Below are 26,571 nucleotides of genomic sequence, written 5' to 3' on the forward strand. Positions count from 1 at the left end.
CCTGCCACGTCCCTCGGTCCCGCCTGCGCCGGAATCCTTCCCGCGCGCTGTGTCGTAGCCGTCTTCCTCATGCCGCCCTCCTGGGTTCGCTCGGCAGTCGGCCCAGTACTCCGGCCAGGCTGCGGGCCGTGGTCGCCCAGCCGTCCAGGGCGGCCCGTCGGCCCCGGGCAGCCGCCTTCAGCCGGCGTCGTACGTCCGCCTCGCCGAACCAGCCGCGCAGTTCCGCGGCGAGGGCGGCGGGGTCCTCCGGCGGGACGAGGATGCCGGGCACGCCACCGTCGGGGGCGCGGCCGACCGCCTCGGGCAGACCGCCGACGTCGGTGGCCAGCACCGGGATGCCGCGGGCCAGGGCCTCGGTGACCGCCATGCCGTAGGTCTCGGCGTAGGAGGTGAGGACCATCAGGTCGGCGGCGGCATAGCTGGCGTCGAGTTCGGCGCCGGCCTGCGGTCCGGCCAGGTGCAGCCGGTGTTCCAGGCCGTACTTCGCGATCAGGGACCGCAGGTCGGCCACGTACTCCGGGTCCTGGGCGAGGCCGCCCACGCACACGCAGCTCCACGGCAGGTCCCGGACCGTGGCCAGCGCCTCCACCAGGCGGTGCTGTCCCTTGCGGGGGGTCACCGCGGCGACGCACAGCAGCCGGGACAGGCCGTCGGTGCCGGAGGCGAGGGGGGCGATGTCGGCGCCGGGGGCGGCGACATGGACCCGGTCGGGGGCGAGGCCGTGGTGGGAGACGAGGCGGCGGACCGCCCAGTCGCTGGTGGCGACGACGGCGGGGACCGCGCGGAGCACCGCGCGCTCCTTCGCGTCCAACTCGGCGGCCAGGACCGGATCGAGGCCGGTCTCGTCGCCGAGCGGAAGGTGGACGAGGACCGCGAGCCGCAGCCGTTCCGCCTCCGGTACGACGATCTCCGGGACCGCGCAGGCGACCAGGCCGTCCATCAGGACCACGGTGTCGTCCGGCAGCCCCCGCAGCACACCGGCCAGTTCCGCTCGGGCCGAGGCGCCCGGCCGGGGCCACTCGCCCGCCACCGCGTGCTTGTGGACCTGCCAGCCGAAGCCCGGCAGGTCCAGACTCACGCGCCGGTCATAGGCGTTGCCGCCGCTCGGCGCGGACGGGTCGTCGACACCACCGGGCATGACGAAGTGCACGGAGCGCAGAGCCATGGGGACGATGTCCGCGTTCTTGAGAGCCGAATGCTGCACGGGCACATAGCCCAGGGGCGCCTGCGGGGCCTTCTCCAGGGTCACGTCGGTCACAGCGCACGCTCGTAACTCGCCCACGCGACATGCGACTCGTGCAGGGTGACGGCGATCGCGGCGATGCCCCGGGCGCCCTCGCCCAGCCCGCCCTTCTCGATCCGCTCGGCGAGCCGGTCGGCGATGACCTTGGCCAGGAACTCCGTCGACGTGTTGATCCCGGCGAAGTCGGGCTCGTTGTCGAGGTTTCTGTAGTTCAGCTCGGCGACGACGGCTCCGAGTTCCTGCGTGGCCAGTCCGATGTCGACGACGATGTTGTCGTCGTCCAACTGCTCCCGCCGGAAGGTGGCGTCCACGAGGAACGTCGCTCCGTGCAGGCGCTGCGCGGGTCCGAAGACCTCGCCGCGGAAGCTGTGGGCGATCATGATGTGATCGCGGACGGTGACACTGAACAACGGACGACCCTCCAGGTGCGGCACGTCTGATCCCCCCGGCTGATCGCCGGCGGGGATGCCGAGTAGTACGGCCCTTCGCTTCCCCGCGTTCAGCCGTATCTCACTCTTTTCTCAGGTCAGGCGCTCTTGCCATACCTCACGCGGTGACAAAGAGCCGGAATTTCCCCGGAAGTGAGCCTGGGCATCACCTGCGGCAGCTCCTCGAACGCGCTTTCCCCCGTGATGAGCGCGTCAAGCGCCGGGTCGGCGAGCAGTTCGAGGGCGAGGGCCAGCCGGTCGGCGTACGTGCGGCTGGAGCGGCGGGCCGGGGAGACGGTGCCGACCTGGCTGCTGCGGATGACGAGCCGTCGGGAGTGGAAGGCCTCACCGAGTGGAAGGCTGACCTTCCGGTCGCCGTACCAGCTGAGTTCGAGGACCGTGCCCTCGGGTGTCAGCAGTTCCAGGGAGCGGGCCAGTCCCTGTTCGGTGGCGCTGGCGTGGACGACGAGGTCGCACTCCCCCAGCGCGTCCCGCGGCAGCGCGAAGTCGACGCCCAGGGCCTTCGCGACGTTCGCCCGCGCCGGGTCGGCGTCGACCAGCTGGATCCGTACGCCGGGGAAGCGGGCCAGCAGTGCGGCGACCGAGCAGCCGATCATGCCGCCGCCGACCACGGCGATCCGGTCGCCGACCAGCGGCGCCGCGTCCCAGGCGGCGTTGACGGCGGTCTCCACCGTGCCGGCGAGGATCGCCCGTTCGGCGGGCACGTTCTCGGGCACCAAGGTCACGGCGGTCACCGGGACGACGTAGCGCGTCTGGTGCGGGTAGAGGCAGAAGACCGTACGGCCCACGAGGTCCGCCGGGCCCTCCTCGACCTCTCCGACGCTGAGATAGCCGTACTTCACGGGAGCCGGGAAGTCGCCCTCCTGGAAGGGCGCCCGCATGGCGGCGTGCTGACTCTCGGGGACCCCGCCGCGGAAGACGAGCGTCTCCGTGCCGCGGCTGACGCCGGAGTACAGGGCCCGGACCAGCACGTCCCCCTCGGAGGGAGCCGGGAGGGTGACCTCACGTATCTCACCGGCACCGGGGCTGTTGAGCCAGAAAGCATTCGCGGTGCGCTTCATCGGCATCCTCCTGAACGCTTGGGAAGTGGTTCACGTACCGAGGTGTGCACAGGTCGCGCACAGTACGCGGCGTTGATCGACTCTGTCACACGGCCGGAGGATGTTCGGTGGCCCTGAACAACACTTACGACGCAAGGCTGGTCCAGCAGGAGACCGCTGTGGGAGCGGGTCTGCAGATCCTGTTGCTGGCTCTGCTCGGGACGGCGATCGGTATGGGACCGGCGGGCTGGCTGACCGGCCTCGTCTTCGCCGTCGCCACCTGGGCGGTGCTCTCCCGGGCCCTGCACCGCCACCGTCCGCGTTCCTTCGGCCCCGCCAACCGGGTCACGCTCGGCCGGGCCACCCTGGTCGGCGGGGTCACCGCCCTGGTCGCCGACTCCTTCCAGAGCTCGCCGCCGGTCACCCTCTTCGTCGGTCTGACGGCCGTGGCCCTGATCCTGGACGGCGTCGACGGCAAGGTCGCCCGCCGCACCGGCACCTCCACCCCGCTCGGCGCCCGCTTCGACATGGAGGTCGACGCCTTCCTGATCCTGGTGCTCAGCGTCTACGTGTCCATGGCGCACGGCCCGTGGGTCCTGCTGATCGGCGGCATGCGCTACGCCTTCGTCGCCGCCGCCCGTGTCTGGCCGTGGCTGAACGCCCCGCTCCCGCCGAGCACGGCCCGCAAGACGGTGGCCGCCCTCCAGGGTGTGTTCCTGCTCCTGGCCGCCTCGGGCCTGCTGCCGTACGCGCTGGAGTTCGGGGTCGTCGCGACGGCGCTGGGCGCGCTGGTGTGGTCGTTCGGCCGGGACATCCTGTGGCTGCTGCGCACCTCCCGGATCGAGGAGGTCCTGCTGGAGGACGTGCGCGAGCTGGTCGCCGGATGACCTACGGACGGCGCGGCAGCAGCGCGATCGCCGCGGCCGGTACGGCGGCCAGTACCAGCCAGGGCACGGCCGCCGGCAGCCCGCTGTCGAGGAGTGTGCCGGTCAGTGAGCTGCCGGCCAGCACGATCAGACCGGAGACCGAGGACAGCGCACCGGTGTAGAGGCCGAGCCGCCCCTCCTCGGCGAGGTCGGGGACCCAGGCGCGGGCCACGGGGGCGACGAGCATCTGGCCGAGGGTGAGCAGGACGACGAACCCGGCCGCGGGCAGCAGCCCCGCCGTCCCGGTCCAGCCGGCCGGCCGGGCGAGCGCCACGACCGCGAACCCGGCGGCGATGAGCAGCAGTCCGGCCGCCATCGAGCGGCGCAGGGCGAGCCGGTCCCCCACCCAGCGGGTGACAGGCAGCTGGGCGGTCACCACCAGCAGCGAGGACAGGGCGAACAGCCAGGCCAGCGCGGACTGGGAGCCGGTGGCCCGCTCCACCTCGGCGGGCAGCGCGAGATAGAGCTGGTTGTAGGCGAGCAGATAGGCGCCGTACGCGCAGCACAGCGCGAGGAAGCGCCGGTTGCGCACCAGCACTCGTATCCCGCCCTTGACGTGGACCCGCCGACGTCCCGGAATGTGCTGCGGCAGCAGCCACGCGTGCCCGGCGAGGACGAGCACGAAGATCCCGGCACCGGCCAGACACACGCTCCGGAAGTCCACCGACAGCAGCAGCGCGCCGAGCAGCGGTCCGACAAACGCCCCCGCCTGTCCGGCCACGGTGAACAGCGCGAGCACCCGGGTCCGGGATCCGCCGCCCTGCTCCTCATGGACGACGGCCTGCCGGGCCACCTCGGACTCGACCGCGGGCGAGAACAGCGCGGCGGCGAACCCGATCAGCAGCACGGCCCCGATGACCGCCCCGGTCGCCTCGGCGTACCCGAGCCAGGCGAACCCGGCGATCCGCAGCGCGCAGCCGGCGAGCACGACCGGCCGGATCCCGTACCGGTCGGCGAGCGCCCCGCCCACCACGAACAGCCCCTGCTGGCTGAAGGTCCGCAGTCCCAGGACGAACCCGACCGTCCAGCCCGCCATGCCCACCGCCGTGCCGAGGTGCTCGGACAGGAACGGCAGCACCGCGAAGAAGCCGACATTGAAGGCGAGTTGGGTGAGGATCAGCAGCCGCAGGAGGGGGGTCAGGCGCGTACGGTCCGGCGTCCCGCGCAGGGCGGTCGACAGCGAGCCGCTCATCGGGCTTCCACCACTTCCCTTGTACGAGGCCGCTGTTCGGGTTCGGTCACGGGTGGGCGCGGGGTGCGGCGCGGCCTGCGTACTCCGCCCGCCGCGCTGACCGCCAGCGCGCCGAGCAGGGCGAGGACGGCGGCCGGGGCGAGGACGGCCCAGGGGGCGCGCTCGGCGTAGGGCTGGTTCTCCGCGAGCAGCAGGCCCCACTCGGGGGAGGGTGGCTGGGCGCCCAGGCCGAGGAAGGCGAGGGAGGCCAGGGCGAGGGCGATGCCGGGGAGCCGCAGCAGGGCGTGGCGGGTGACGGGCGGCAGGACGGCGGGCAGGAGTTCGTGGCGCAGGAGGTGCCAGGGGCCGGCGCCCAGGCCGAGGGTGGCGGTGATGTGGAGGGCGGCGCGTTCCTGGCGGAGCAGTGCGGAGGTGTGGGCGGCGAGGGGCGCCCAGGCGACGGCGCCGACGGCGAGCGCGGGGGTGGCGGGGCCGCTGCCGGCGACGGCGGTGACGAGGAGGGCGGCGAGGACCGGCGGCAGTGCGGTGACCGTGTCGACGAGCGGGCCGGACAGGCGGGGCAGCAGTCCGAGCAGGACGCCGATGAGCAGTGCGGCCGTACCGATCGTGAGGGCGAGCAGGAGGGTTTCCAGGGCGCCGTGGCCGACGCGGGCGAGGACGTCGCGGCCGAGCGCGTCGGTGCCGAAGGGGTGCGCGCGGGACGGGGCTCGGAGGCGCTGTTCCGTGTCGAGGGCGAGCGGGTCGCGGGGCAGTCCGAGCGCGATGACGACGGCCAGCAGTGCACCGTATGCGATCGGCTGTCCACCGCGTGCCGGCGGCTTCGGTCCGTGGAGTGACGGCAGGGCGCCGTCCCGGAGGGCGGTGCCGATGAGCAGGCGGGTGGCGAGGGCGGCGAGGCCCGCGAAGGCGGCGGCGAGAAGGACGAGGGCGAGGGTGCCGGCCTGGAGGACGGGGAGGTCCTGGGCGAGGGCGGCCTGGAGGGTGGTGCGGCCGAGGCCGGGTATGTCGAAGATCTGCTCGACGGCGACCGAGCCGCCGGTGAGGCCGACCGCGAACAGGCCGGTGTTCGGCAGGAGTGCGGGCAGACAGCGGCGCAGTGCCTGGCGGGCGATGCCGCGGCCGGGCAGTCCGCGCGCGGCGGCGGCCAGCGCCCACGGTTCGGCGAAGGCGCCGGGCAGCAGGTCGTCGAGAAGGCGGCCGAGCACGGCCCCGGCGGGCAGGCCGAGGGCGAGGGCGGGCAGGATCGTCCACTTCGGCCCGTACCAGCCGAGGGCGGGCAGCCAGCCGAGCTGGACGCCGACGACGGTGGCGAGCACGGACGCGGTGAGGAACTCGGGCAGCGCCGCGAGGACCGCGGACCCGCTGCCGCCGGCCCCGCGTCCGGCGAGCCGGTGGTGCGCGCCGAGCCACAGGGTGCGCGCGCAGATCAGCGCGGCGGTGACGGTGGCGCACACGAGGGCCACCGCCATCAGCAGCAGGGACGCCCCCAGGGCCTGGAGCACGGCGGGCGCGACCTCGGTGCCGGAGATCCACGAGCGTCCGGCGTCCCCGCGCCACAGTCCGCCCAGCCACTGCCCGAGGAGACGGAACGGGCCGTCGTCCAGGCCCAGTCGGTCCCGGATGTCGGCCAGCACCTGCGGGTCGGGGTCGCGCTCGGCCGACCGGGCCTTGAGCACGGTCAGCGCCGGGTCCGTGCGCGTGAGCCAGGGCAGCAGGCCGATGGCGCACACGAGGGCGGCGGCGATCCCGGCCCGCCACAGGAGCGTGGCCGCTTGCTGCCGCACGCGTCAGCGCCGGGTGCCGAGGCCGACGAGGGTGCGCTCGTACGGGTCGAGGAGAGCGCCGCCGACCTTGGGGCCGACGCCGGTGATGACACGCTGGTGGACCAGCGGGACGACGGCGTCGGTGCCGAGGATCTTCGCCTCGGCCGCCATGGCGGCGTCCTGGCGCTGGGCGATGTCGGTGACGCCTTCGGCCTTCCGCACCGCCTTGTCGACGTCCTTGTCGCACAGCAGCGCCAGGTTGTAGCTGCCGTCGCAGGTGAAGTCGCTGGCGAGGAGCGAGACGGGGTCGCCGGTGTCGAGGAGGCTGTTGCGGGCGCCGACGAAGGCGTCGAACCTGCCCTCCAGCACGTCGCTCTCCAGCCGCGAGTACTCGCGCACCTCCAGCTCCACCTCGAAGCCGGCCTTCTCCAGCTGCTGCTTCAGCACCTGGGCGACCTCGGGGAGTTCGGGCCGGTTGTCGTACGTCGCGAGGGTGATCGTGGCCCCGTCCGGCTCGGTGGCCCTCGCCCGGCCGGCCGGCGCGGTCCGCTTGCCCTCGGCCCAGGTCACGGCGGGTCCGTAGAGACCTGCGCCGGGGTCGGCGTACCCCTCGTAGACGCCCTCGGCGAGTGCGGAGGTGTCGACCGCCTCCCGTGCGGCGGCCCGCAGGCCGGCGTCCTCGAACACGTCCGACTCGGTGTTGAGGAGCAGGCTCGTGGTGCGCGTGGTGGCGGTGGCCTTGCGGATGCCCTTGTCGAGGGTGGCGGCCTGGGCGACGGGGATCGCCTCCGCGAGGTCGACCTGGTCGGTGCGGAGCGCGCTCGCACGGGCGGTGCCGTCGGCGACGAACTTCACGTCGATGCCCTGGGCCTGGGCGCGGCCGCCCCAGTAGTCGTCGTAGCGGTCGAGGGTGGCGGCGGTGGCGCCCATGACCTTGGTGAGCTCTAAGGGACCGGTGGCGTGGCCGACCGGGTCGACGCGGTCCGCCTTGCCGTAGGCCTTCGGGGAGAGAACGGCGAGGCCGGGGCTGGACAGCCGCAGCGGCAGGGCGGGGTCGGGGTCCTGCGTAGTGACCCGGACGCCGGTGGTGCCCTCGGCCTTCGCGGTGAGGGTCACGCCGGAGAGGGCGGCGGGGGCCGGCCTGGCCTCGGTCGCGTGGGTGAGGGCGGTGGCGACGGTGGCCGGGGTGACGTCGGTGCCGTCCTGGAAGGTGGCCTCGCGCAGGGTGAACAGCCAGGTGCGGTCGTTCTCGCGGGTCCAGGACGCGGCGAGCGCGGGGGCCGCGGCGCCGTTGGCGTCCAGGGCGGTCAGGCCCTCGGTGACGCCGAGGCGGCTGAGGAGGGTGGCGTCGGCGCCGTACGGCGAGAGGTTCTCGGCGGGCGGGAAGGCGAGGGCGACCCGCAGCCGGGAGCCGTCACCGGCGTCGTCGGACGAACCGCCCGAGCCGGTGGAGGCGAAGCAGCCGGTGAGGGCCGGCGCGAGGAGGAGGGCGAGGAGGAAGCGCGGTCGGGTCATGCGGGTCATCGCCCCATCGGGATCTCGAAGTGCAGGACGCCGGACGCGCCCCCGGGGTCCTCGCGCTCGTCGTGCACGAGCTTGCCGAGCGAGCGCCAGAAGGCCTCGGCGCCCGGGACGGCCGGGTCGGTGTGCAGATACACGGAGCGGTAGCCGCCCTCGGCGGCGGCGAACTCCGTCAGCTCCGCGACCAGCCGCCGGGCGAGGCCGCGCCTGCGGTGCTCGGGGCGGACGTAGACGCGGCGCAGTTGTGCGGTCGGCCCCGAGGGGTAGCGCTCGGCGACATGGCGCGGGTTCGGCGGGTGGGCCGGGCCCCGGGAGTCCAGGGCGCCGGTGGCGACGACCTCGCCGCTGTGCGGGTCGAGTGCCACGAGGAGGGTGTGGCGCTCGGGGGCCAGGTAGGCGGCGGCCGGGTCGATGATGTCGCCGTGCCAGCGGGGCACATAGCCGGAACCGAAGTCGCGGTAGACGGTGTCGAGCATCACGGCTCGCGCGCCGTCGAGGTCGTCCGGGCCCGCGGCCCTGATGCTGTAGTCACGCACTTGCACATCATATGCATTAAGCGGAGGGGCTTGATCAACGCCTCCCGGGTGGCGGTTTGACAGCGCCGCGGCGACGCCCTACAAATCTACCGACATGACATCCATTTTCAAAAAGCCCTTATCCGAAAGGGCGGGGTGCTGATGCGCATCGCTTTCGTCGGCAAAGGTGGCAGCGGCAAGACCACCCTGTCGGCACTCTTCTCCCGTCACCTCGCGCGGTCCGGCGCTCCCGTGCTCGCCGTGGACGGGGACATCAACCAGCATCTGGCCGAGGCGCTGGGCCACGCCGGGGATCTGCCGGCCGCCCCTCCGCTGGGCGCACACCTGAACGCCGTCAAGGACCAACTGCGCGGCACCAACCCGCGCATCGCCTCCGCCGAGGCCATGATCAAGACCACCCCGCCGGGCCGCGGCTCCCGGCTGCTGACCCTGCTCGGCGACGACGAACTGCACGCCCGGCACGTCCGGCGGGTCGGCGACGTGCCGCTGATGGTGACCGGCGAGTTCGAGGAGAGCGACCTCGGGGTGGCCTGCTACCACTCCAAGCTCGGCGGGGTGGAGCTCTACCTCAACCATCTCGTCGACGGTCCCGGCGAGTACGTGGTGGTGGACATGACGGCGGGCGCGGACGCGTTCGCCTCCGGTCTCTTCACCCGCTTCGACCTCACGTTCCTGGTGGCGGAACCCACCCGCAAGGGCGTCTCGGTCTACCGCCAGTACCGCGACCACGCCCGTGAGTTCGGCATCCGGATCGCCGTCGTCGGCAACAAGGTGACCGGCGAGGACGATCTGCTCTTCCTCAAGGAGGAGGTGGGGGACGACCTGCTGACCCACCTGGTCCACTCACCGTTCGTACGGGCCGCCGAACAGGGCCGCGAACGGGGCGGCCCGGAGTCCCTGGAGCCGCACAACCGGCATGCCCTGAACGTTCTGCGGGAGACCGTGGACGCCTGTCCGCGCGACTGGGCGACGCTCCATCGCCACGCCGTCGAGTTCCATCTGCGCAACGCCCGGGCCTGGGCGGGCGAGGACCTGGCCGCCCAGGTCGACCCCGGCTTCGTACCGGGTCCCGCTTCCCTCATCTGACACACCCCCCTCCCCCTCACCCCCCACTCAACGCACAGACAGGACACGCACCTTCATGTCTCTCGACGTCTCCCCGAAGCTCCTCGCCGAAGCCGAGAACGGCGCCGTCCGCGAGGAGGACTTCGTGGACACCGTCCGCACGTCCCTCCCGTACGCCTACGACCTGATCGCCTCCCTCGCCGGCGAACTCCACGACGGCAAGGCCGAGTTCACCGACAACCAGACGCCCCCGCCGTCCGAGAAGGAGCGCGGCCAGCTGCTGCGGGCCCTGGCCAGCGACGCGATCCGCGGCAGCCTGGAGCGGCACTTCGGGGTGGCCCTGGCCTTCCAGAACTGCCACCGGGTGGCGGCGTTCCGGCCGGGCGCCCAGGACAGCGAGACCTACGCGCGCTTCACCTCGACGCGTTCACAGATCCTGAACCAGTCGCCGGAGTTCAGGGACTGCTGACCCGCCCGCGGAACCGTCGCCCTCCCCCGACGGCGGTTCCGCGCCCCGTCAGCCCGCTCTCCCCTTCCCCAACTGCGTGAGGATGGACGGATCGGTGATCTCGGTGTCGGCGGCCAGCAGCAGGGCCTTGCTGAGGATCACGGTGAGCCGGTCGTCCTCGAACGGCAGGAAGACCTTGCCGCCCACCTTGCCGCGTGAAGGGACGATGCACAGATAGGAGTTGTCGGGCTCCATCAGGATGTTCGCCGAGCCGAGATGGATGCGGTACGTGCGCAGGTCGCCGCGGACCACCAGGAAGCGGCCGTCGAGGGTGCACCGGTCGGCGATCTTCAGGCGTGGCAGGATCCGCGCGAGGGCGTCGCGGCGGGCCTCGGCGCTCTCGCTCAGCTCGGCGAACCCGGCCCGTTCCCAGTAGGCGCGGGCCGGTCCGTGCTCGGTCCAGTCGGGGTCGGCGGCGATCGAGGTCACACCGACGAAGAGGTCCACGTCGCGCATCGCCTCGCTGAACACCAGCGGCGGCACCTCCGCGAGGGACGCCTCCCGCCAGGCACCCGCCACCCGGCGCTCGAAGCGGACCCGGTCGGTCGAGGCCACCCCGTCGCCGTCCGCCCAGTCCACGTAGGTGTGGCGGAAGGCGGCCCGCCACTCCCCCGCGCCCAGGGTCCGCAGGGCCGCGTCCCCGTCTCCGGCGTCCCAGGGTCCGAGCAGCCGGCTCGTCCAGCCCCGGGCCCGGAACAGCGCGAACATCCGGCGGTAGTGCACGAGATGGGCGGCGAAGCGCAGGGAGTGGACGCGGGTCTCCTCCTCCGCCGGGGTGAGCCGGTAGATCTCCCGGAACGCCTGCTTGAACGGCTGTCTCAGCTGCCCGTCGACGAGCCGGTCCCGCCAGGCCCGTACGGCGTCGGCGTCGGAGCGAAGCGGGTGCCACAGCCGTACGCAGGCGTCGTCGGGCGCGTCGGGGAGGTCCTCGGTCGACGGCAGGACCTCCCGCCACCGACCCGGCGCGACCTCGATCTCCCAGATCAGCCGGCGTACGACGGACCGGGCGAGCGGATGCCCGGCCAGTTCCGCGCGCCACCAGCCGTACGGGTGGACGGCGTCGACGGTGAACCCGCCCTCCAACGCCCGGGCTAGGGTGCCGAGTTGGATGTTCACCCGCTTCGTCAGGTCGCGCAGTTCCCTGACCAGGCCGGCGTGGTCGCGGCGGACGGGCGCGGGGACGCTCTTCAGGGGGCGGCCGTCCTTCTCCCAGTTCAGGTCGGCGGTCTCGGTGACCGTGACGACGGCCGTGTACCCGCCGCCCGCCTCTCTGCGCAGGACACCGCTGTCGTCGAATCCCTCCCTCGACAGCCGCAGGGCCACCTCGGTCCGCTCGGCCAGGGCCGGTTCGACCTGCTTGAGCAGCTTGTCGAGTTGCCGGGGTATTCCGGCGTGGCGGGTCACCGAGCGTGCGGTGCGGATCGCGGTGACCAGCTCCGGCGTCGGGAAGTCCCGTGCGGCGCGGACCAGTTCGTACAGCAGGGCCTGCGAGGGGACCGTCTTCGCGGGCGTCGGGGCGACGGCGATGCCGGGCAGCAGCCGGTCGAGGAGGTCCGGCAGCCAGGGCTCGTCGCGCAGCAGGGCCACGCGGGCGGCCTGTCCGAGCATGTCGACCTCGCGGGGCGTGAACGCCTTGTCGGCCCGGTAGGGGATGTCGCCGCGCTGGAGGGCGTCGGCGCGGTCGGCCGCGGCTTCCAGCGCACGGCGGGCGAAGGCGACGTAGGCCGGGATGCCGGCCACCTGCCGCCAGAGGTCCGGTGCGTCCGGCGGCGGGTCGTAGGTGTTGAGCCGGTCGATCCGGACGAGCAGTGCCTGTTCGGCAGGGGTGAGCCCGATGACGACGTCGATCCCGTCCATGGCTATGGCTCCGCCGTCGCGTCGCAGGAGGTCGGCTGCCGCCCGCAGCGTCTCGTGGCCCCCGAGGCCGCCCACCATGAGCAGCGAGTACGGGTCGGTGGCATCCCCTTTCCCCACCAGGAAATCGGCCAAGGCGCGAGCCGGGCCGGAAAGGTCGGGCCAGGGCCCCGTGCAGTGCGTCAGCGCGTCCACGACGGGCCGGAGGATCACCACGTCGTCGGGGTCCTCGGTGCAGGCGACGACCGCCTCGAACATCCGGCGGCACGCGTCGGGCGTGTAGCGCGGTTCCCTGTCCCTGACCGCCTGGTGCACCGCCACCCGCACGCCCTTCATCGCGTCCGTGGCCCCGGGCCGGGCCCGGTAGGCCGTCGCGAGCAGCCCACCGACCTCCTCGTCGGAGAGTCCCGAGAGGTCGGCCGCGCGGACGTCGAGTGCGAAGTCAGGGTCGGTCAGTGCCCGGACCAAGTCGTCGTAGAGCATGCCCCGGATCATGACAGGCGGCACTGACAACGCGATCTACGCGAAGAACCTCGCGGTCTCCGCCACGAACCGCCGTGCGTCGTCCCGCCAGGGGAAGTGTGCCGTCCCGTCCTGGACCACCGACTCGGCCTCCGGGAAGAGCCCGGCGTACTCGGCCATCGCCCGCCGGGGCCCGGCCACGTCCACCTCCCCGGCCAGCACCAGCACACGTCCCGCGAACCCGGCCAGCGCCGCCCGCGTCGCCTCCGGGTCGAAGGCGCCCTCGGAGCCGTAGACCGCCGCCGCCTCGTCGTTGCGCTGCTCGTCCTCGGCCGCACGGAACGCCTTAGCCGCCTCGTCCCAGCGGGCGAACCAGAAGGGAGCGACGGCCTGCCAGGCGCCGGGGGCGGGACGGCCCGTGTTGAGGGATTCCAGGGCCGCGTACGCCGGGCCGAACCACTCCTCGTCACGGCGCAGACGGGCCGTGCTCAGACGGTCCTCGGCGGTGACGGTGATGCCGACCGCGTAGACGCTCGGCGTGATCAGGGCGAGGCGTGCGACGCGGTCGGGCCGGCGGGCCGTGTAGAGGGCGGCCAGGCCGGCGCCCGCGCTGTGGGCCAGCACGTCCAAGCGGTCCAGGCCGAGTTCCTCGCGCAGTGCCTCGACGTCGTCGACCTGACGGTCGCAGCGGTACGACGCCGGGTCCTCCGGGGTCGCCGAGTCGCCGGTACCTCTGAGGTCCAGGCGGATCAGGGTGCGGTGGGCGCTGAGGCCGCCGAGGTCGCCGAGGTAGGCCGAGGCCTGCATCGGACCGCCGGGGAGGCAGACCAGGGGCGGGCCCTCGCCGGTCACGTGGTAGGCGAGGGTGGTGCCGTCGGGGGTGGTGAAGGTGGGCATGGCGTGAGGCTTTCACCCGACCTGATCTGCGGCAACGCATTAGGTGCACCGGGGGCGGCGGAGCCCCGGGGCGGGAGTGCGCCCCCGCCCCAGGGGCCCCTTGGCCAAGGACTTCCGTCCCCGCCGCCCGCCTGCTCAGGCCGCGTGCCGCGCGCGTCCCCGATGGTCGCGGATGATCTGCGCGTACCGGTGTCCGGAGCCCTTGATGGTGCGGGCCTGGGTCCGGTAGTCGACGTGGACCAGTCCGAAACGCTTGTCGTATCCGTAGGCCCACTCGAAGTTGTCCAGCAGCGACCAGGCGAAGTAGCCGGCCAGCGGGGCGCCCCGGCGGGCGGCGGAGGCGCAGGCGGCGAGGTGCCCGGCCAGGTAGTCCTGCCGCTCGGGGTCGTCGACGGCGCCGTCGGGGCGTACGACGTCCGGGTAGGAGGAGCCGTTCTCGGTGACGTACAGCTTGCGGGCGCCGTACTCGTCGGTGAGGCGGAGCAGCAGGGTCTCGATGCCGCTCGCGTCGATCTCCCAGTCCATTCCGGTGCGGGGCACGCCGACGCGGCGTACGGAACGGGCGTACGGGGCCGGGCCGCTGGGGTCGTCGGCGACGGTGGCCGGGAAGTAGTAGTTGAGGCCGAGCCAGTCCAGCGGGGTGGCGATCGTCTCCAAGTCGCCGTCCTGAGAAGGCAGTTCGACGCCGTACAGCTTCCGCATGTCCTCCGGGAAGCCGCGGCCGTGGACCGGGTCCAGCCACCAGCGGTTGGTGTGGCCGTCCATCCGGTGGGCGGCCTCGAGATCCTCCGGACGGTCGGTGGCCGGGTGCACGGTGGAGAGGTTGTTGACGATGCCGACCTCGGCGGCGGGGACGGCCGCCCGGATGGCCTGGGTCGCCAGTCCGTGGCCCAGCAGGAGGTGGTACGAGGCGCGCACCGCGGCGGTCAGATCGGTGAACCCGGGGGCCATCTTGCCTTCGAGGTGGCCGATCCACGCGGAGCACAGGGGCTCGTTGAGCGTGGTCCAGTGGCTGACCCGGTCGCCCAGGCGCGCGGCCACGACCGAGGCGTACGCGGCGAAGTGCTCGGCGGTCTCCCGCTCGGGCCAGCCGCCCCGGTCCTGGAGCGCCTGGGGCAGGTCCCAGTGGTAGAGGGTGACGGACGGGGTGATGCCCGCGTCCAGCAGTCCGTCGATCAACTCGTCGTAGAAGTCGAGGCCCTTGGCGTTGACCGGTCCGTCGCCGCCCGGCAGCACGCGCGGCCAGGCGATCGACAACCGGTAGGCGTTGGTGCCGAGTTGACGCATGAGCGCGATGTCCTCGCGCCAGCGGTGGTAGTGGTCACAGGCGACGTCGCCGTGGTCGTTGCCGGCGATCTTCCCGGGGGTGTGCGAGAAGGTGTCCCAGATCGACGGCGAACGGCCGTCCTCCGCCACGGCTCCCTCGATCTGGTACGCCGAAGTGGCCGTGCCCCACAGAAAGTCGTGCGGGAGTGCGGCGAGGTCGATGGTCACGAAATCCCTTTCGAGGTCGGTCACTTGACGGCACCCGCCGTCAGCCCCGCGACGAGATAGCGCTGCAGGAGCAGGAAGCCGGCCACCACCGGCACGCTGACGACCAGCGAGGCGGCCATGATCTGGTTCCAGTACACGTCGTTGAGCGTGGAGTAGCCCTGGAGTCCGACGGCGAGGGTGCGGGTGGTGTCGTTGGTCATCACCGACGCGAAGAGCACCTCGCCCCAGGCGGTCATGAAGGCGTAGACGGCGACCGCGACGATGCCGGGGATCGCGGCCGGCACCACGACCCGGAACAGCGCCCGCAGCGGCCCGCACCCGTCGACCAGCGCCGCCTCGTCCAGGTCGCGCGGCACCGAGTCGAAGTACCCGATCAGCATCCAGATCGAGAACGGCAGGGAGAAGGTCAGATACGTCAGGATCAGACCGCCGCGCGAGCCGAACAGGGCGATACCGGTGGCGTTGCCGATGTTGACGTAGATCAGGAACAGCGGCAGGAGGAAGAGGATGCCCGGGAACATCTGCGTCGACAGGACGGTGACCGTGAAGACGCGCTTGCCGCGGAAGTCGTAGCGGCTCACCGCGTACGCGGAGAAGACCGCGATCACCACCGAGCAGACCGTCGCCGCGCCCGCCACGATCAGCGAGTTCACGAAGTACCGGGCGAGCGGGACCGTGGACCAGATGTCGATGTACGGGCGGATCGTCAGCTCGCTGGGTATCCAGCGGAACTTGCCGGTGACGTCCGCGAGGGGCTTCAGCGAGCTGGAGACCATCACGTACACGGGCACCAGCACGAAGCCGCCGAGCAGGGTGAGGAAGATCCGCCGGGACCAGAGGAACGAACGCGGCGGAGCCATCGGGGAGTCATGCACGCGAGGCCCTCCGTCCGCGCGAGGTGACGGCGAGATAGGCGCCCGTCACGAGCAGCAGGAACAGCAGCAGGAGTACGGACATGGCGGAACCGGTACCGAAGTTCCAGGTGACGAACGAGGCTTGGTAGATGTGGACCGAGACGAGGTCCGCGGCCTCGGGGGCGGTCCGGCCGAACAGGACGTACGGCGTGTTGAAGTCGTTGAACGTCCACAGGAACAGGACCAGGATCAGCACCTGGTTGACGGCGCCCAGCGACGGCAGGGTGATGCGGCGGATCTGCTGCCACACTCCGGCGCCGTCGAGGGCGGCCGCCTCGTACAACTCCTTCGGGATGTTCTGGAGTCCGGCCATGACGATGAGGAAGGCGAACGGCCAGCCCTTCCACACCGACACGATCAGCAGGGCGTAGAAGCTGTTGTCGCCGATGAGCCAGAAGGACGGCTTGTCGGTGAGGTGCAGCTGGTCGTGCAGGACGTGGTTCACCAGGCCGTTGTCGTGCTGGAACATGAACACCCAGGTGATGACGGCCGCATAGACCGGCAGGGCGTACGGCACCAGGAACAGCGCCCGCAGCAGACCCCGGCCGCGGAAGGTGTCCTGCATGAAGACCGCGGCCGCGGTGCCGATCAGCCAGCACAGGGCGACCGACAGCAGGGTGAAGGCGACGGTGACGAGGAAGGAGTGCAGCAGGGCCTCGCCGACGGGGGCGTCGAAGTCCACCGACACCTTGAAGTTGTCGAGCCCGGACCAGGGCGCGGTGCCCCAGTCGCGGATGTAGAACTGCGTGAGCTCCTTGAAGCTCATCACGATGCCGACGCCCATCGGCACCAGGTGGACCAGGAGTTCGAGGAGCAGGGCGGGCAGCAGGAGCAGATACGGCAGTCCGACGCGGCGGATGCGGCCGGGGCGCGGGGTGCGCTTCTCGCCGGACGGCGCCTTGGGTTCGGCGCGTTCCAGAGTGGTAGTCATCAGGCGGCCGGCATCTGCTGCTGGGCCTTCTCCAGTGCCGCCTTCACCGAGTCGGTGGTGATGGCGCGTCCGGCGGCCGCGTCGGCGAACAGGCCCTTGACGGCCGTACCGACCGCCGTCTCGAACTGGGACTCGTCGGCGACCTGGGGCAGCGCGGCGGCGCTCTTGGCGAGGGTGTCCTTCAGGACGGCGTTGGCGGGCGTGTTGAAGGCGCCGTCCGTCTGGGCCGTCTTGACCGGCGGTATCGAGCTGTACGCGGTGTTGAGGATCTTCTGCTCCGCGTCGCTGGTCATGAACTTCACGAACTTCGTGGCGCCGTCGAGGTTGTCGGTGTTCTTGAAGACGGCCAGGTTGATGCCCGCGACCATCGAGTTGACCTGGGCGCCGGTGCCCGGGGTGCCGGACTGCACGGGCACGGGAGCGATGCCGTAGTCGTCCTCGCTCATGCCCTGGGACGTGAGGTTGGCGGAGGCGGACTGCCACAGGAGCATCGCCGTCCTGCCCTTGGCGAAGTCGCTGACGGACTGGTTCTGGGCGTACTCGGCGTTGCCGGGCGCGATGACCTTGTCCTTGGCCATCAGATCGACGTACTGCTTGACCGCGGTGACGACCCCGTCGCTGGTGAAGTCGGGCTTTCCGTCGGCGGTGAAGAAGTCGGCGCCGTGCTGCTGGGCGAAGACGAAGACGTGGTGGATGTTCTCCGACGGGTTCGAACCCTCCGCTCCCAGGCCCCACTTGCCGTCCTTGGAGAGCTTCTTGCCGTCGGCGGCCAACTCCGCCCAGGTGGCCGGTGGTTGGTCGATGCCCGCCTCGGCGAACATCTTCTTGTTGTAGTAGAGGGCGTACGCCATCGAGTACAGCGGCACCGCGGAGGGGTCCTTGCCCTCGGCGCCCGTCGAGCCGAGCGCGGAGTCGACGAAGCGGTCCCTGCCGCCGATCTTCGCGAAGTTCTTGGCGTCCCACGGCAGCAGTGCGCCGGTGGCCTGCAGCGAGGCGCTCCAGGTGTTGCCGATGTTGAGGACGTCGGGGCCCTGGCCCGAGGTGGTCGCGGTGAGGATGCGGTTGAGCAGGTCCGACCAGGGCACGACCTCCAGTTTCACCTTGATGCCGGTCTGCTTCTCGAACTTGTCGAGCTCGGGCTGGAGGACCTTCTTGTCGACCTCGATGCTCGCCCCCTGGTTGGAGGCCCAGTAAGTGAGCGTCTTCGGCGAGTCGTTGGACCCGCCGCCGTTCGACGAACCGCCTCCGCAGGCCGTTGCGGCCAGGGCGAGAGACAGGGTGACGGCGCCTACGGCCGCGGCTCGGATGCTGCGCATGGCTCCTGGTGTCCCTTCAGGGAATGCACTCACGGCTTAATTTAGGACGTGAGTTAACTGCCACGGGTTCGGGACGTCAAGGGGTTGAGCGGCGGGAGTTCGATGGATCGTGCGGCTCGGTGCCGGGTCGTTCACTTCCTGAACGGAGAGCGGGCGGCCCCTCCCGTGCGGAAGGGGCCGCCCTGGTACCGCTACCTCTGGGCCGGTGCCACGGTCGCCGGCGCCGGCGCGTATCCGGTGGGCCGGGCCGTAAAGGTGCCGCGGCCCTGGGTCCGGCTGCGCAACCGGGTCGCGTAGCCGAAGAGTTCGGCCAGCGGCACGGTGGCGGTGACGACCGCCGAGCCGGACCGTGTCACCGAGCCGGAGACCCGGCCGCGCCGAGCCGCCAGGTCGCCGAGGACTCCCCCGACGGCGGCGTCGGGCACCGTGACCGTGACCTCGGCCACCGGCTCCAGCAGGACCATCGCGCAGGCCCGCAGAGCCTCCCGGAGTCCGAACCGGCCCGCCGTGCGGAAGGCCGTGTCGGAGGAGTCCCTCACATGCGTCGCCCCGTCGGTGAGGGTGACCCGCAGCCCCGTCACCGGGTGACCGCCGAGGGGCCCCTCGGCCAGGGCGTCCCGGCAGCCGGCCTCGACCGCCCGGACGTACTCCTGCGGCACCCGTCCGCCGACGACGGCCGAGCGGAACTCGAACCCGGCGTCGACGTCCAGCGGCTCCACATCGAGGACGACATGGGCGAACTGCCCCGCGCCACCGTCCTGTTTGACGTGCCGGAAGACATGTCCGCTCACGCCGCGCCCGACGGTCTCGCGGTGCGCGACCCGGGGCCGGCCGGCGTTGACGTCCAGCCCGAGGTCCCGCCGCGCCTTCTCCAGCGCGACCTCGAGATGCAGTTCGCCCATGCCGGACAGCACGGTCTGCCCGGTCTCCGGGTCGGTCCGCACGACCAGCGACGGGTCCTCCTCGGCGAGCCTCGCGAGCGCCGAGGCCAGCCGGTCGGTGTCGGTGGACCTGACGGCCTCGACCGCGACGGAGACGACCGGTTCGGCGACGCTCGGCGGTTCGAGGACGAGCGGGGCGTCCGGCGCGCAGAGGGTCGACCCGGCGCGGGCGGACTTCAGCCCGACGACCGCGACGATGTCGCCGGCGACGGCCCGGTCCAGCTGGGCGTGCCGGTCGGCCTGTACGCGCAGGATCCGTCCGACGCGCTCGCCGCGCCGCGCACCCGCGTCCATCACCATGTCCCCCTTCTCGATCGTTCCGGAGTACACCCGGAGGTAGGTGAGCCGCCCGGTCGGCGTGGCGTTCACCTTGAACACCAGTGCCGCGAAGGGCGCCGCCGGGTCGGCGGGCCGTTCCTGCCGGGTGTCGCCGAGGGTGCCGCGCACGGGCGGCACGTCGAGCGGCGACGGCAGATACGCCACGACCGCGTCCAGCAGCGGCTCGATCCCACGGTTGCGGTAGGCCGAGCCGCACAGGACGACGACGGCGTCGCCGGTGCGGGTGAGGTCGCGCAGGGCGCCGACGAGGGTCCTCGTGTCGAGTGCCGACCGCATACAGAATTCCTCCAGTGCGTCCGGATGCAGTTCTGCCACCGCCTCCTCCAGCAGCCGACGCCGTCGCCGCGCTTCCTCGCGCAGATCCCCGGGAAGGTCCGCCACGACCATGTCGCCGCCGTCGGTCCAGGTCAGCGCCCGCATGTGCACCAGGTCCACGACCCCGCGGAACGCGTCCTCCGCGCCGATGGGCAGCTGCAGGACCAGCGGGGCCGGGTGCAGTCGCTCCCGGATGGACTCGACGGCGGTGTCGAGGTCGGCGCCCGCGCGGTCCAGCTTGTTGACGAAGGCGATCCTCGGTACGCCGTACCGGTCGGCCTGCCGCCAGACCGACTCGCTCTGCGGCTCGACGCCGGCGACGGCGTCGAACACCGCGACTGCCCCGTCGAGCACCCGCAGCGAACGCTCCACCTCGTCGGCGAAGTCGACGTGTCCCGGGGTGTCGATCAGGTTGATCCGGTGGCCGTCCCAGGCGCAGCTGACGGCCGCGGCGAAGATCGTGATGCCGCGGTCGCGCTCCTGCGAGTCGAAGTCGGTGACGGTGGTGCCGTCATGGACCTCGCCGCGCCGGTGGGTGGTTCCGGTGGCGTACAGGATCCGTTCGGTGACGGTGGTCTTGCCGGCGTCTACGTGGGCGAGGATGCCCAGGTTGCGGACGACGGCGAGGGTGTCGAGGTTGATGCGCACGGCCCATGGCCTTTCGGATGACGTGTGACAGGGCGGCGCGATTCCCGGGACGGGCCGGACTGATCTGATTGCACGTCAACACATGGACGTGCCAGGTCAGTTGATGGTCAGGCGTGTGTCCGGGGCATCCGGTACCGGCCGCGCAGCGGGCACCGGACGGAGCAGGACACGAGGATCACGTCGTACGACGACGGGGGAACGAGAACAGCGGCGCGGTCACACACGGCCGGTCTCCCCTCACTCGTCGGTCCTCGTCAGGTCACGCGCACCGGCCCGGTGGGGGCGGTGTGCGACGCGTGGCGAGTGTAGGGAGACGGGGACGGTCGGGTCACCCGATTTTCCGTCGCCCCGGTGAGGGCGGCTGCACGGCAGCTCCCGGCGGTCGGGGCGAGGGCTCCTCCGTCGGTCGAGTCGTCCCCTAGCGGATCCGCAGAGACTCTAAGCGATCGGTCCAGCGGATCCGGGCGCGGCGAGGGACCCCGCACCAGCCGGCCTCCGGACAAGGCGTCGGGATCCGCGTGCCGTGAAAGCTGCGCGGCGGCGGTCGCCGGCCGCACCCCCACCCCGCGGTGCGCCGGTCGCGTACGAGCAGCGCACGGTGCGCGCGCACCGTCCCCCGGATCGCCGATCAGGCATGCCATCAGGGCCGTTCGCGCTGCCCCCGGGCCCGGACCGAAGCCCTCCCCGACCTCCTGGAGCACCGACCATGGCCGAAGAGGCACGCATGAAAGTCGCCGCACTGGACGGACCCGGCGTCAGCCGGATCATCGAGAAGCCGTTGCCGCGGATCGCCGAGGACTACGTCCTGGTGAGGGTGGTCGCGGCCCCGATGTGCAATGAGCATCTGGCGTACGAGCACGGGGACTTCCGTGACCGCAACCGCTGGGACTCCCTCGGGCACGAGGCGGCCGGCGAGGTGGTTGAGGCCCGTGCCGGCAGCCCGTTCCGGCCGGGTGACCGGGTGGTCGTGCTCAGCGGCTATCCGTGCGGGCGCTGCGCGCTGTGTGTCTCCGGGCGGTACGCGCACTGCGCCGACACCGAGGACCCCCTCGCGGTGTGCTCGGGCGAATCGGGTGAGTGCGGCTTCGCGCAGTACATGATCAAGCGGGAGCGTCTGCTGCTCCGGATCCCCGACGGGATGCCGTACGAGCATGCCGCGATGGCCTGTTGCGGGATGGGCGCGACGTACACGGCGATGGAGAACATGGGGGTCGCCGCCGGCGACACGGTCCTGGTCACCGGCCTCGGTCAGGTGGGGCTCGGCGCCGTGATCAACGGGCAGGCCAGGGGTGCCCGGGTGATCTGCGCCGGCCGCAGCCCCTACCGCAGGGAGCTGGCACGGCAGTTGGGCGCGGAACTGATCGTCGACCTGGGGACACCGGACGCGGCCCTGGCCACCGTACGGGACTTCACCGGGGGCAAGGGCGTCGACCATGTCATCGACTGCTCGGCACAGCCCGGCCACCAGCGGTTCGGACTCGACGCCGCGGGGCGCGGCGGACGGGTCACCTTCCTCGGGGAGTCCGGCGAACTGTCGCTCCACGTCGACCAGGACCTGATCCAGAAGGGCGTCACCCTCTACGGCAGTCTCGATCTGTATCTGCAGCACGCCCCGGGAATGCTCGACGCCATTTCCCGCACGGGACCGCTCATCGACCGGTTCATCACGCACACCTTTCCGCTCGACGAGATCGAGCAGGCCTGGAAACTCCAGCTCACCAGGGAATGCGGAAAGATCATTCTGCATCCGTGGCGCTGAACGCCCGCCTGAGCCGAACGGCCGTACACCCACGGAGGTTTGAGGATGTCCGAGAACAACGAGACCCACGACCCGAACACACCGCTCTATGTCGGCACCCGGAAGTTCCTCGGAAAGCGTGACCTGGTCCTGTCGTTCTACACGACGAAATGCCAGTTCCAGTGCACGTATTGCGCGCTGCCCACCCGCTCGGCGTCGTTCGAGGTGACGGCCGAGCAGATCAACAACCAGATCGACCACGTCTTCGACTCCAAGGCCGGTGAACTGGGCGGCTTCCGCCAGCTGTGCTTCGGCAACGAGGGTTCCGCTCTCGATCCGCGGCGCTTCCACCGCGAGTCCGTCGACCATCTGCTGCACCGCGCCCGGGAGATGGAGAACCTGGAGGTCCTGTCCATCGAGACGCGCCCCGAGTACGTCAAGCGCGACTACCTGGAGCACATCGCCAGGACCACCCACGCGCCCCGGCTCGACGTGACGGTCGGCTTCGAGACGCAGGACGACTTCATCCGGCAGACGGTCCTGAGGAAGAAGATCTCCCGCCGGGTGATGGAGGACCGGGTCGCGCTCCTCGGCGAGTTGGGGATCCGGCTCACCTCGTACGTCCTGATCAAGCCGGCGCCGCGGATGACGGACGAACACGGGGTGCGCGAGGCCGTCGCCACGATGGAGTACCTGAAGGAGCTCTGCGACCGTCACGGCACCGAATTGGTGATCTATCTGACGCCGACCTATGTGGCCGAGGGCTCCTATCTGCAGCAGACCACACAGCCGGGCGACTGGACCCCGCCCACCATTCAGGGAATCTTCGATGTCGTGGTGGCCGGACATTCCCTGGGGCTGCCCGTCTACACGGGCCTGTGGAGCGAGGAACTCGCCGACGAGAGCACCGACTTCCGCGGCCGCGAGGGCTACGACCCCGAACTGCGCAAGGCCATGGTCCGTTTCAACCGCGACCACGACTTCAGCCACCTGCTGCCTTTCGCGCCGGCGCAGTTGGCGCTGGCGGGGTAGGGCTGTGCGCGCGTACCGTAATCTCCTCAAGCAACTGTCCGAGGACGCCCCGGAGAAGCTCACCCGGCTGCCCGCGGAATTCCTCGCCGAGCAGACGCGATGGCTGCTCGAAAGGGATGAGATATACGTCCTCGAGCAGGTGAACAAATACGTTCCCGTCATGGCCGCACTGGCCACGGAGGCCGTGGCCCGCGCGGCCGACCGGGCACTGGAGCGGGGTGTGGTCGACGACTTCTGCTTCCTGTACGCGCACCTGCCGTCGGACGGGCGTCCGGATGCCGCCCGCATCGACCGGGCCTGTGCCCGTCTGGCGCGCCGCGGCAACGCCGGCGGCATCGAGCAGATCATCGGGGCGACCGGAGTGCGCCCCGTTCTCGACGAGGAGACGGTCCTGCGGTCGTACAACGTCCTGGTGGCCGCCGGCCGCCTCGGCGCCGTGGACTACATGCGTCAGCTCTCCGGCGTGCCCGTGCGGTTCGACGCGGACGCCGCGGCCACCGGCATCCGCGCGCTCCTGGCGAGCGGCCGCCACGGTCCGCTGCGCAAGCTGGCCCGTCTCGCCGACGTCGAGGTCCGCCTCGACGCCCGGGAGATCCACCGCGCCGTCGCCGCTGCCGTCACCGACGGCACCCTGCACGACCTGGCCGCGGCCCTCGCCTGTCTGCGCCCCTCACCTCGCATCGAGGGCTTCACCGCGGTGTTCCGACGCCTGGCGTCCGAGGCACGCTTCGCCGAACTCCCGCCCCTGTTCACGGTGTTCGCGGATGCCGACTGGCAGGCTCTCGATGCCCGCATGTGGCGCCGACTGCTGACGTCGGGCAGCGCACCCGCCGTACGCTTCGCCTTCGAGCGCTGCGACGACGCCGACCTGCTCGCCCGACAGGCTCCGGACGCCTATGCGTTGGGCGTTTCGTCCGGCGACCGTCTCCTGGTCAGGCTGGCGTGCGAGCGCGGCGGACTGCCGCTGCGCACCGAGGACGCGCGGGGGTTGCTCGGCGACGCCCTGGAGGACGGCGACGCCCCGTGGCTCGACTTCGTCGCCGCCCGGCTCACCACGCTGCCCGCCGTCGACCCCGATCGCGCACAGCTCTACCTCGCCCGGCAGGCGGCCACCCGGCCGCAGCGCGTGCGGCGCGACGCCGAGGCACTGGGCGTGCCCTGGGTCCCCGAGGTCGGCGCGTGGCTGCTCGCCCTCGCCGAGGGCCGCCACGAGGTGGCCCTGGCGGGCCTCGGGGACGCCGGCGCGCACCCGGTCGCCGCCCTGATCGCCCACCTGCCGGACCCCGCCGACCCCGCCGACCCGGCAGGTCTCCCAGCCGACGGAGCGCGCGCCTCATGAAGCTCCCGCACCACCCGGACACAGGTTCCCGCTACCGGGGGACGGCGCTCGCCCTCGTGGCCATGGCCAGCGTGCAGACCGGGGCAGGCACCTCGAGTCACCTCTTCGACAAGTTCACGCCCGCGGGCACCGCCTGGCTGCGCCTGACCTGGGCGGCAGTCGTGCTGTGGCTCATCGCCCGGCCCCGCCTGCGCGGCCGCGACCGTCGCGAGGTGGGCACCGCCCTGCTGCTCGGTGCGGTCAGCGGGCTGCTCACCCTGCTCTACTTCGAGGCCGTGGTCCGCATCCCGCTCGGCACCGCCACGGCCCTGGAGTTCCTCGGCCCGCTGGGGGTGGCCGTGGCGGGCCTGCGGCGCCGGATCGACGTCCTGTGGCCGCTCACCGCGGCGGCCGGCGTGGTCGCCCTGACCCGGCCCTGGAGCGGTGAGGTCGATCTGGCCGGAGTCGGCTTCGCGCTCGGGGCGGCGGCGGGCTGGGCCGGCTACATCCTGCTGACCAAACGGGTCGGCGCCCAGTTCACCGGCCTCGGCGGCCTGGCCGTCTCCATGGCGGCGGCCTCCGCGGTGACCCTGCCGTTCGCCGGCGCCGGTCACATCGTCGGTCACATGGACCCGCGGGCCTTCGCCCTGTCCGCCCTGGCGGCGCTGCTGCTGCCGATCCTGCCGTACGCCGCCGAGATGGTCGCCCTGCGCAATCTGCCCACGACGGTCTTCGGCACCCTGATGAGCCTGGAACCCGCCATCGGGACCGTCGTCGGCTTCGCACTCCTTGCCGAACAGCCCTCGTGGGCCCAGAGCGCGGGCATCGTGCTGGTGACCGTCGCCGGGATGGGGGCGGTGCGCAGCGAGGCCCGGCAGACCGCGGGCGACATCGGCCACGAGAGTTCCGGGCCAAAGCAAAAGACCCCTGATGAACAGGGGTCCCAGCTGGTGTCCGAGGGGGGACTTGAACCCCCACGCCCGATAAAGGGCACTAGCACCTCAAGCTAGCGCGTCTGCCATTCCGCCACCCGGACGAGGTGTCTGCCGCCTGGCCGGGGGTGTTCCCCGCGGCGACATGGACAACAATACCAAGCTTTGGGAGTGCCTTTCACCTGCATATCCGTGCCTCGGGCGGCGCTGCCGGGCCCCGGTGCGGGGCGTTCCCGGCGACTCACCAGGAGCTACGGATTGATTACGCGGGGTCTCTGATCGTCGGACATGCGGGGACCTGTACCCGGGGCCGGTCGGACCCCTACTTGTCGCGCTCGTGGTACATCTTCCGCGTGTGTTCCGTGTGGGCCCGCATGACCGCCGTGGCGCGCTGCTCGTCGCGGTCCGCGATCGCCGCGATCAGCTCGCGGTGCTCGATCCAGGACTGCTGTCCGCGCTGCCGGGCGACCGGCGTGTAGTACCAGCGGACCCGGCGGTCGACCTGTGCCGCCAGTTCGGCGAGGACGGCGTTGCCGGCCAGTTCCATGATCTTCGCGTGGAGCCGGGCGTTCATCGCGACCGCGCGGTCCACGTCGTCGGCGGCTACCGCGCGCTCGCCCTCCGCGCACATCTCCTCGAGCACGCCGATGGCGGCCCTGGACGCGTCGGCCGCGGCGAGCCGGGCGGCTTCGGCCTCCAGCAGCGTGCGGACGGTGAGGAGCTGGTCGGCCTCCTCCTCGGTGGGCTCGTGCACGAACGCGCCCTGCGCGGGCCGCAGATCCACCCACCCCTCGGTGCTGAGGCGCTGCAGTGCCTCGCGCACGGGCTGGCGGGAGACGCCGAGGTGGCCGGCGAGCTCGCTCTCGACCAGATGCCGGCCGGGCTGCAGAGCACGGGTGGTGATGAGTTCGAGCAGCGCCTCGTAGACACGGTCGCGCAGCGGGCCGGGGCGTTCGAGCTTGGGCACCGCACCCTGCGGCAGTCCTGTCGTCGACAACATCACGGGCCCTCCTCAGCAGCGTCATCGCTGTATGCGAGAGCCAAGTATGGATTGGCTTTCGCCTACAGTCTACGGCGCACAAACCGCTGGACACCCGGGAGTTGGGCCTTTCCCGGCAGGCCGTACCAGCAGCTCACGAGCGCGGATGAGCAAACAGCCCGTGCTTCCCACACGCCACGGACGGCCGTCCGGGTGCC

At 71.9% G+C, this 26,571-nt stretch carries 21 protein-coding genes, 1 tRNA gene and 1 pseudogene; 7 read left to right on the forward strand and 16 right to left on the reverse strand.

Going from position 1 to position 26,571, the window contains the following annotated elements:
* Positions 1-67: 67 nt before the first annotated feature.
* From ACIOHP_RS42815 to ACIOHP_RS42825, 3 genes are all read right to left on the reverse strand, one after another.
* Complete coding sequence (locus ACIOHP_RS42815; protein ID WP_361543698.1) at positions 68-1,258, reverse strand: glycosyltransferase family 4 protein; 1,191 nt, start codon at positions 1,256-1,258, stop codon at positions 68-70.
* The gene (locus ACIOHP_RS42820; RefSeq protein WP_266820580.1) at positions 1,255-1,653 is read right to left on the reverse strand and encodes a 6-pyruvoyl tetrahydropterin synthase family protein; all 399 of its coding nucleotides are present in this window, start codon (positions 1,651-1,653) and stop codon (positions 1,255-1,257) included. The genes ACIOHP_RS42815 and ACIOHP_RS42820 overlap by 4 nt, the downstream gene beginning before the upstream one ends.
* 116 nt (positions 1,654-1,769) lie before the next feature.
* Positions 1,770-2,753, reverse strand: coding sequence for a dehydrogenase (locus ACIOHP_RS42825; protein ID WP_401896069.1), 984 nt, complete (start codon positions 2,751-2,753; stop codon positions 1,770-1,772).
* 107 nt (positions 2,754-2,860) lie between these two features.
* Between ACIOHP_RS42825 and ACIOHP_RS42830 the strand changes: the two genes are divergently transcribed.
* Positions 2,861-3,619, forward strand: a complete 759-nt coding sequence (locus ACIOHP_RS42830) for a CDP-alcohol phosphatidyltransferase family protein (RefSeq protein ID WP_266885840.1) — start codon at positions 2,861-2,863, stop codon at positions 3,617-3,619.
* Position 3,620: 1 nt separating this feature from the next.
* Here the strand turns inward: ACIOHP_RS42830 and ACIOHP_RS42835 are convergent, their stop codons facing one another.
* Genes ACIOHP_RS42835 through ACIOHP_RS42850 form a run of 4 tightly spaced genes read right to left on the reverse strand, consistent with a single transcriptional unit; the run spans position 3,621 to position 8,670 of the window.
* On the reverse strand, positions 3,621-4,850 hold the full coding sequence (locus ACIOHP_RS42835; protein ID WP_401896072.1) for an MDR family MFS transporter: 1,230 nt from the start codon (positions 4,848-4,850) through the stop codon (positions 3,621-3,623).
* Positions 4,847-6,634: an ABC transporter permease subunit gene (locus ACIOHP_RS42840; RefSeq protein ID WP_401896074.1), complete on the reverse strand. Its 1,788-nt coding sequence runs from the start codon at positions 6,632-6,634 to the stop codon at positions 4,847-4,849. Before ACIOHP_RS42840 ends, ACIOHP_RS42835 begins: the two co-directional genes overlap by 4 nt.
* A gap of 3 nt (positions 6,635-6,637) precedes the next feature.
* Positions 6,638-8,128, reverse strand: coding sequence for an ABC transporter substrate-binding protein (locus tag ACIOHP_RS42845; RefSeq protein WP_401896077.1), 1,491 nt, complete (start codon positions 8,126-8,128; stop codon positions 6,638-6,640).
* 5 nt (positions 8,129-8,133) lie between these two features.
* Entirely contained in the window at positions 8,134-8,670 is a 537-nt protein-coding gene (locus ACIOHP_RS42850; protein WP_401896079.1) for a GNAT family N-acetyltransferase, read from the reverse strand.
* Between the two features lie 141 nt (positions 8,671-8,811).
* Here ACIOHP_RS42850 and ACIOHP_RS42855 point away from each other — a divergent pair, with 141 nt between their 5' ends.
* Positions 8,812-9,756, forward strand: a complete 945-nt coding sequence (locus ACIOHP_RS42855; protein ID WP_401896081.1) for an ATP-binding protein — start codon at positions 8,812-8,814, stop codon at positions 9,754-9,756.
* Positions 9,757-9,811: 55 nt separating this feature from the next.
* On the forward strand, positions 9,812-10,204 hold the full coding sequence (locus ACIOHP_RS42860) for an SCO5389 family protein (protein WP_266820594.1): 393 nt from the start codon (positions 9,812-9,814) through the stop codon (positions 10,202-10,204).
* Between the two features lie 48 nt (positions 10,205-10,252).
* On the opposite strand, the gene ACIOHP_RS42865 is transcribed toward ACIOHP_RS42860, so the two are convergent.
* The 7 genes from ACIOHP_RS42865 to fusA form a co-directional block, all read right to left on the reverse strand.
* Positions 10,253-12,580, reverse strand: a complete 2,328-nt coding sequence (locus ACIOHP_RS42865; protein ID WP_401896084.1) for a DUF4132 domain-containing protein — start codon at positions 12,578-12,580, stop codon at positions 10,253-10,255.
* A gap of 36 nt (positions 12,581-12,616) precedes the next feature.
* Positions 12,617-13,456, reverse strand: a complete 840-nt coding sequence (locus ACIOHP_RS42870) for an alpha/beta fold hydrolase (RefSeq protein WP_401896087.1) — start codon at positions 13,454-13,456, stop codon at positions 12,617-12,619.
* A gap of 135 nt (positions 13,457-13,591) precedes the next feature.
* The gene (locus tag ACIOHP_RS42875; RefSeq protein ID WP_401896133.1) at positions 13,592-14,950 is read right to left on the reverse strand and encodes a GH1 family beta-glucosidase; all 1,359 of its coding nucleotides are present in this window, start codon (positions 14,948-14,950) and stop codon (positions 13,592-13,594) included.
* Between the two features lie 20 nt (positions 14,951-14,970).
* Entirely contained in the window at positions 14,971-15,810 is an 840-nt protein-coding gene (locus ACIOHP_RS42880) for a carbohydrate ABC transporter permease (protein ID WP_361494545.1), read from the reverse strand.
* Positions 15,811-15,817: 7 nt separating this feature from the next.
* Positions 15,818-16,795, reverse strand: coding sequence for a sugar ABC transporter permease (locus ACIOHP_RS42885; RefSeq protein ID WP_361543726.1), 978 nt, complete (start codon positions 16,793-16,795; stop codon positions 15,818-15,820).
* Positions 16,795-18,111, reverse strand: a complete 1,317-nt coding sequence (locus tag ACIOHP_RS42890) for an ABC transporter substrate-binding protein (protein WP_401896090.1) — start codon at positions 18,109-18,111, stop codon at positions 16,795-16,797. The genes ACIOHP_RS42885 and ACIOHP_RS42890 overlap by 1 nt, the downstream gene beginning before the upstream one ends.
* Before the next feature lie 191 nt (positions 18,112-18,302).
* Positions 18,303-20,354, reverse strand: coding sequence for an elongation factor G (fusA, locus tag ACIOHP_RS42895; protein WP_401896092.1), 2,052 nt, complete (start codon positions 20,352-20,354; stop codon positions 18,303-18,305).
* Between the two features lie 706 nt (positions 20,355-21,060).
* On the opposite strand from fusA, the gene ACIOHP_RS42900 reads away from it, so the two are divergent.
* The 4 genes and pseudogenes from ACIOHP_RS42900 to ACIOHP_RS42915 all read left to right on the forward strand — a co-directional run.
* The gene (locus ACIOHP_RS42900; protein ID WP_401896095.1) at positions 21,061-22,113 is read left to right on the forward strand and encodes a zinc-binding dehydrogenase; all 1,053 of its coding nucleotides are present in this window, start codon (positions 21,061-21,063) and stop codon (positions 22,111-22,113) included.
* Between the two features lie 45 nt (positions 22,114-22,158).
* Positions 22,159-23,124, forward strand: a complete 966-nt coding sequence (locus ACIOHP_RS42905) for a hypothetical protein (protein WP_401896097.1) — start codon at positions 22,159-22,161, stop codon at positions 23,122-23,124.
* Positions 23,125-23,128: 4 nt separating this feature from the next.
* The gene (locus tag ACIOHP_RS42910) at positions 23,129-24,463 is read left to right on the forward strand and encodes a hypothetical protein (protein WP_401896098.1); all 1,335 of its coding nucleotides are present in this window, start codon (positions 23,129-23,131) and stop codon (positions 24,461-24,463) included.
* A 62-nt stretch (positions 24,464-24,525) separates the two neighbouring features.
* Positions 24,526-25,227, forward strand: a pseudogene (locus ACIOHP_RS42915) (EamA family transporter); the annotation flags it as partial.
* Between the two features lie 163 nt (positions 25,228-25,390).
* Here ACIOHP_RS42915 and ACIOHP_RS42920 read toward each other — a convergent pair.
* Positions 25,391-25,478: transfer RNA gene (locus ACIOHP_RS42920), tRNA-Leu, on the reverse strand.
* A 218-nt stretch (positions 25,479-25,696) separates the two neighbouring features.
* A complete protein-coding gene (locus ACIOHP_RS42925) occupies positions 25,697-26,371 on the reverse strand; it encodes a GntR family transcriptional regulator (RefSeq protein WP_401896135.1) in 675 nt (224 codons plus the stop codon).
* Positions 26,372-26,571 lie beyond the last annotated feature (200 nt).

Source organism: Streptomyces sp. NPDC087859 (assembly GCF_044742595.1).
GTDB lineage: Bacteria > Actinomycetota > Actinomycetes > Streptomycetales > Streptomycetaceae > Streptomyces > Streptomyces canus_F.

What these genes read in the sequence shown, in the direction of transcription:
- ACIOHP_RS42885 (WP_361543726.1), bottom strand. Translation starts at nt 16,795, where the DNA reads ATGACTACCACTCTGGAACGCGCCGAACCCAAGGCGCCGTCCGGCGAG.
- ACIOHP_RS42835 (WP_401896072.1), bottom strand. Translation starts at nt 4,850, where the DNA reads ATGAGCGGCTCGCTGTCGACCGCCCTGCGCGGGACGCCGGACCGTACG.
- ACIOHP_RS42825 (WP_401896069.1), bottom strand. Translation starts at nt 2,753, where the DNA reads ATGAAGCGCACCGCGAATGCTTTCTGGCTCAACAGCCCCGGTGCCGGT.
- ACIOHP_RS42880 (WP_361494545.1), bottom strand. Translation starts at nt 15,810, where the DNA reads ATGGCTCCGCCGCGTTCGTTCCTCTGGTCCCGGCGGATCTTCCTCACC.
- ACIOHP_RS42905 (WP_401896097.1), top strand. Translation starts at nt 22,159, where the DNA reads ATGTCCGAGAACAACGAGACCCACGACCCGAACACACCGCTCTATGTC.
- ACIOHP_RS42890 (WP_401896090.1), bottom strand. Translation starts at nt 18,111, where the DNA reads ATGCGCAGCATCCGAGCCGCGGCCGTAGGCGCCGTCACCCTGTCTCTC.
- ACIOHP_RS42900 (WP_401896095.1), top strand. Translation starts at nt 21,061, where the DNA reads ATGGCCGAAGAGGCACGCATGAAAGTCGCCGCACTGGACGGACCCGGC.
- ACIOHP_RS42865 (WP_401896084.1), bottom strand. Translation starts at nt 12,580, where the DNA reads ATGCTCTACGACGACTTGGTCCGGGCACTGACCGACCCTGACTTCGCA.
- ACIOHP_RS42845 (WP_401896077.1), bottom strand. Translation starts at nt 8,128, where the DNA reads ATGACCCGACCGCGCTTCCTCCTCGCCCTCCTCCTCGCGCCGGCCCTC.
- ACIOHP_RS42855 (WP_401896081.1), top strand. Translation starts at nt 8,812, where the DNA reads ATGCGCATCGCTTTCGTCGGCAAAGGTGGCAGCGGCAAGACCACCCTG.
- ACIOHP_RS42860 (WP_266820594.1), top strand. Translation starts at nt 9,812, where the DNA reads ATGTCTCTCGACGTCTCCCCGAAGCTCCTCGCCGAAGCCGAGAACGGC.
- ACIOHP_RS42870 (WP_401896087.1), bottom strand. Translation starts at nt 13,456, where the DNA reads ATGCCCACCTTCACCACCCCCGACGGCACCACCCTCGCCTACCACGTG.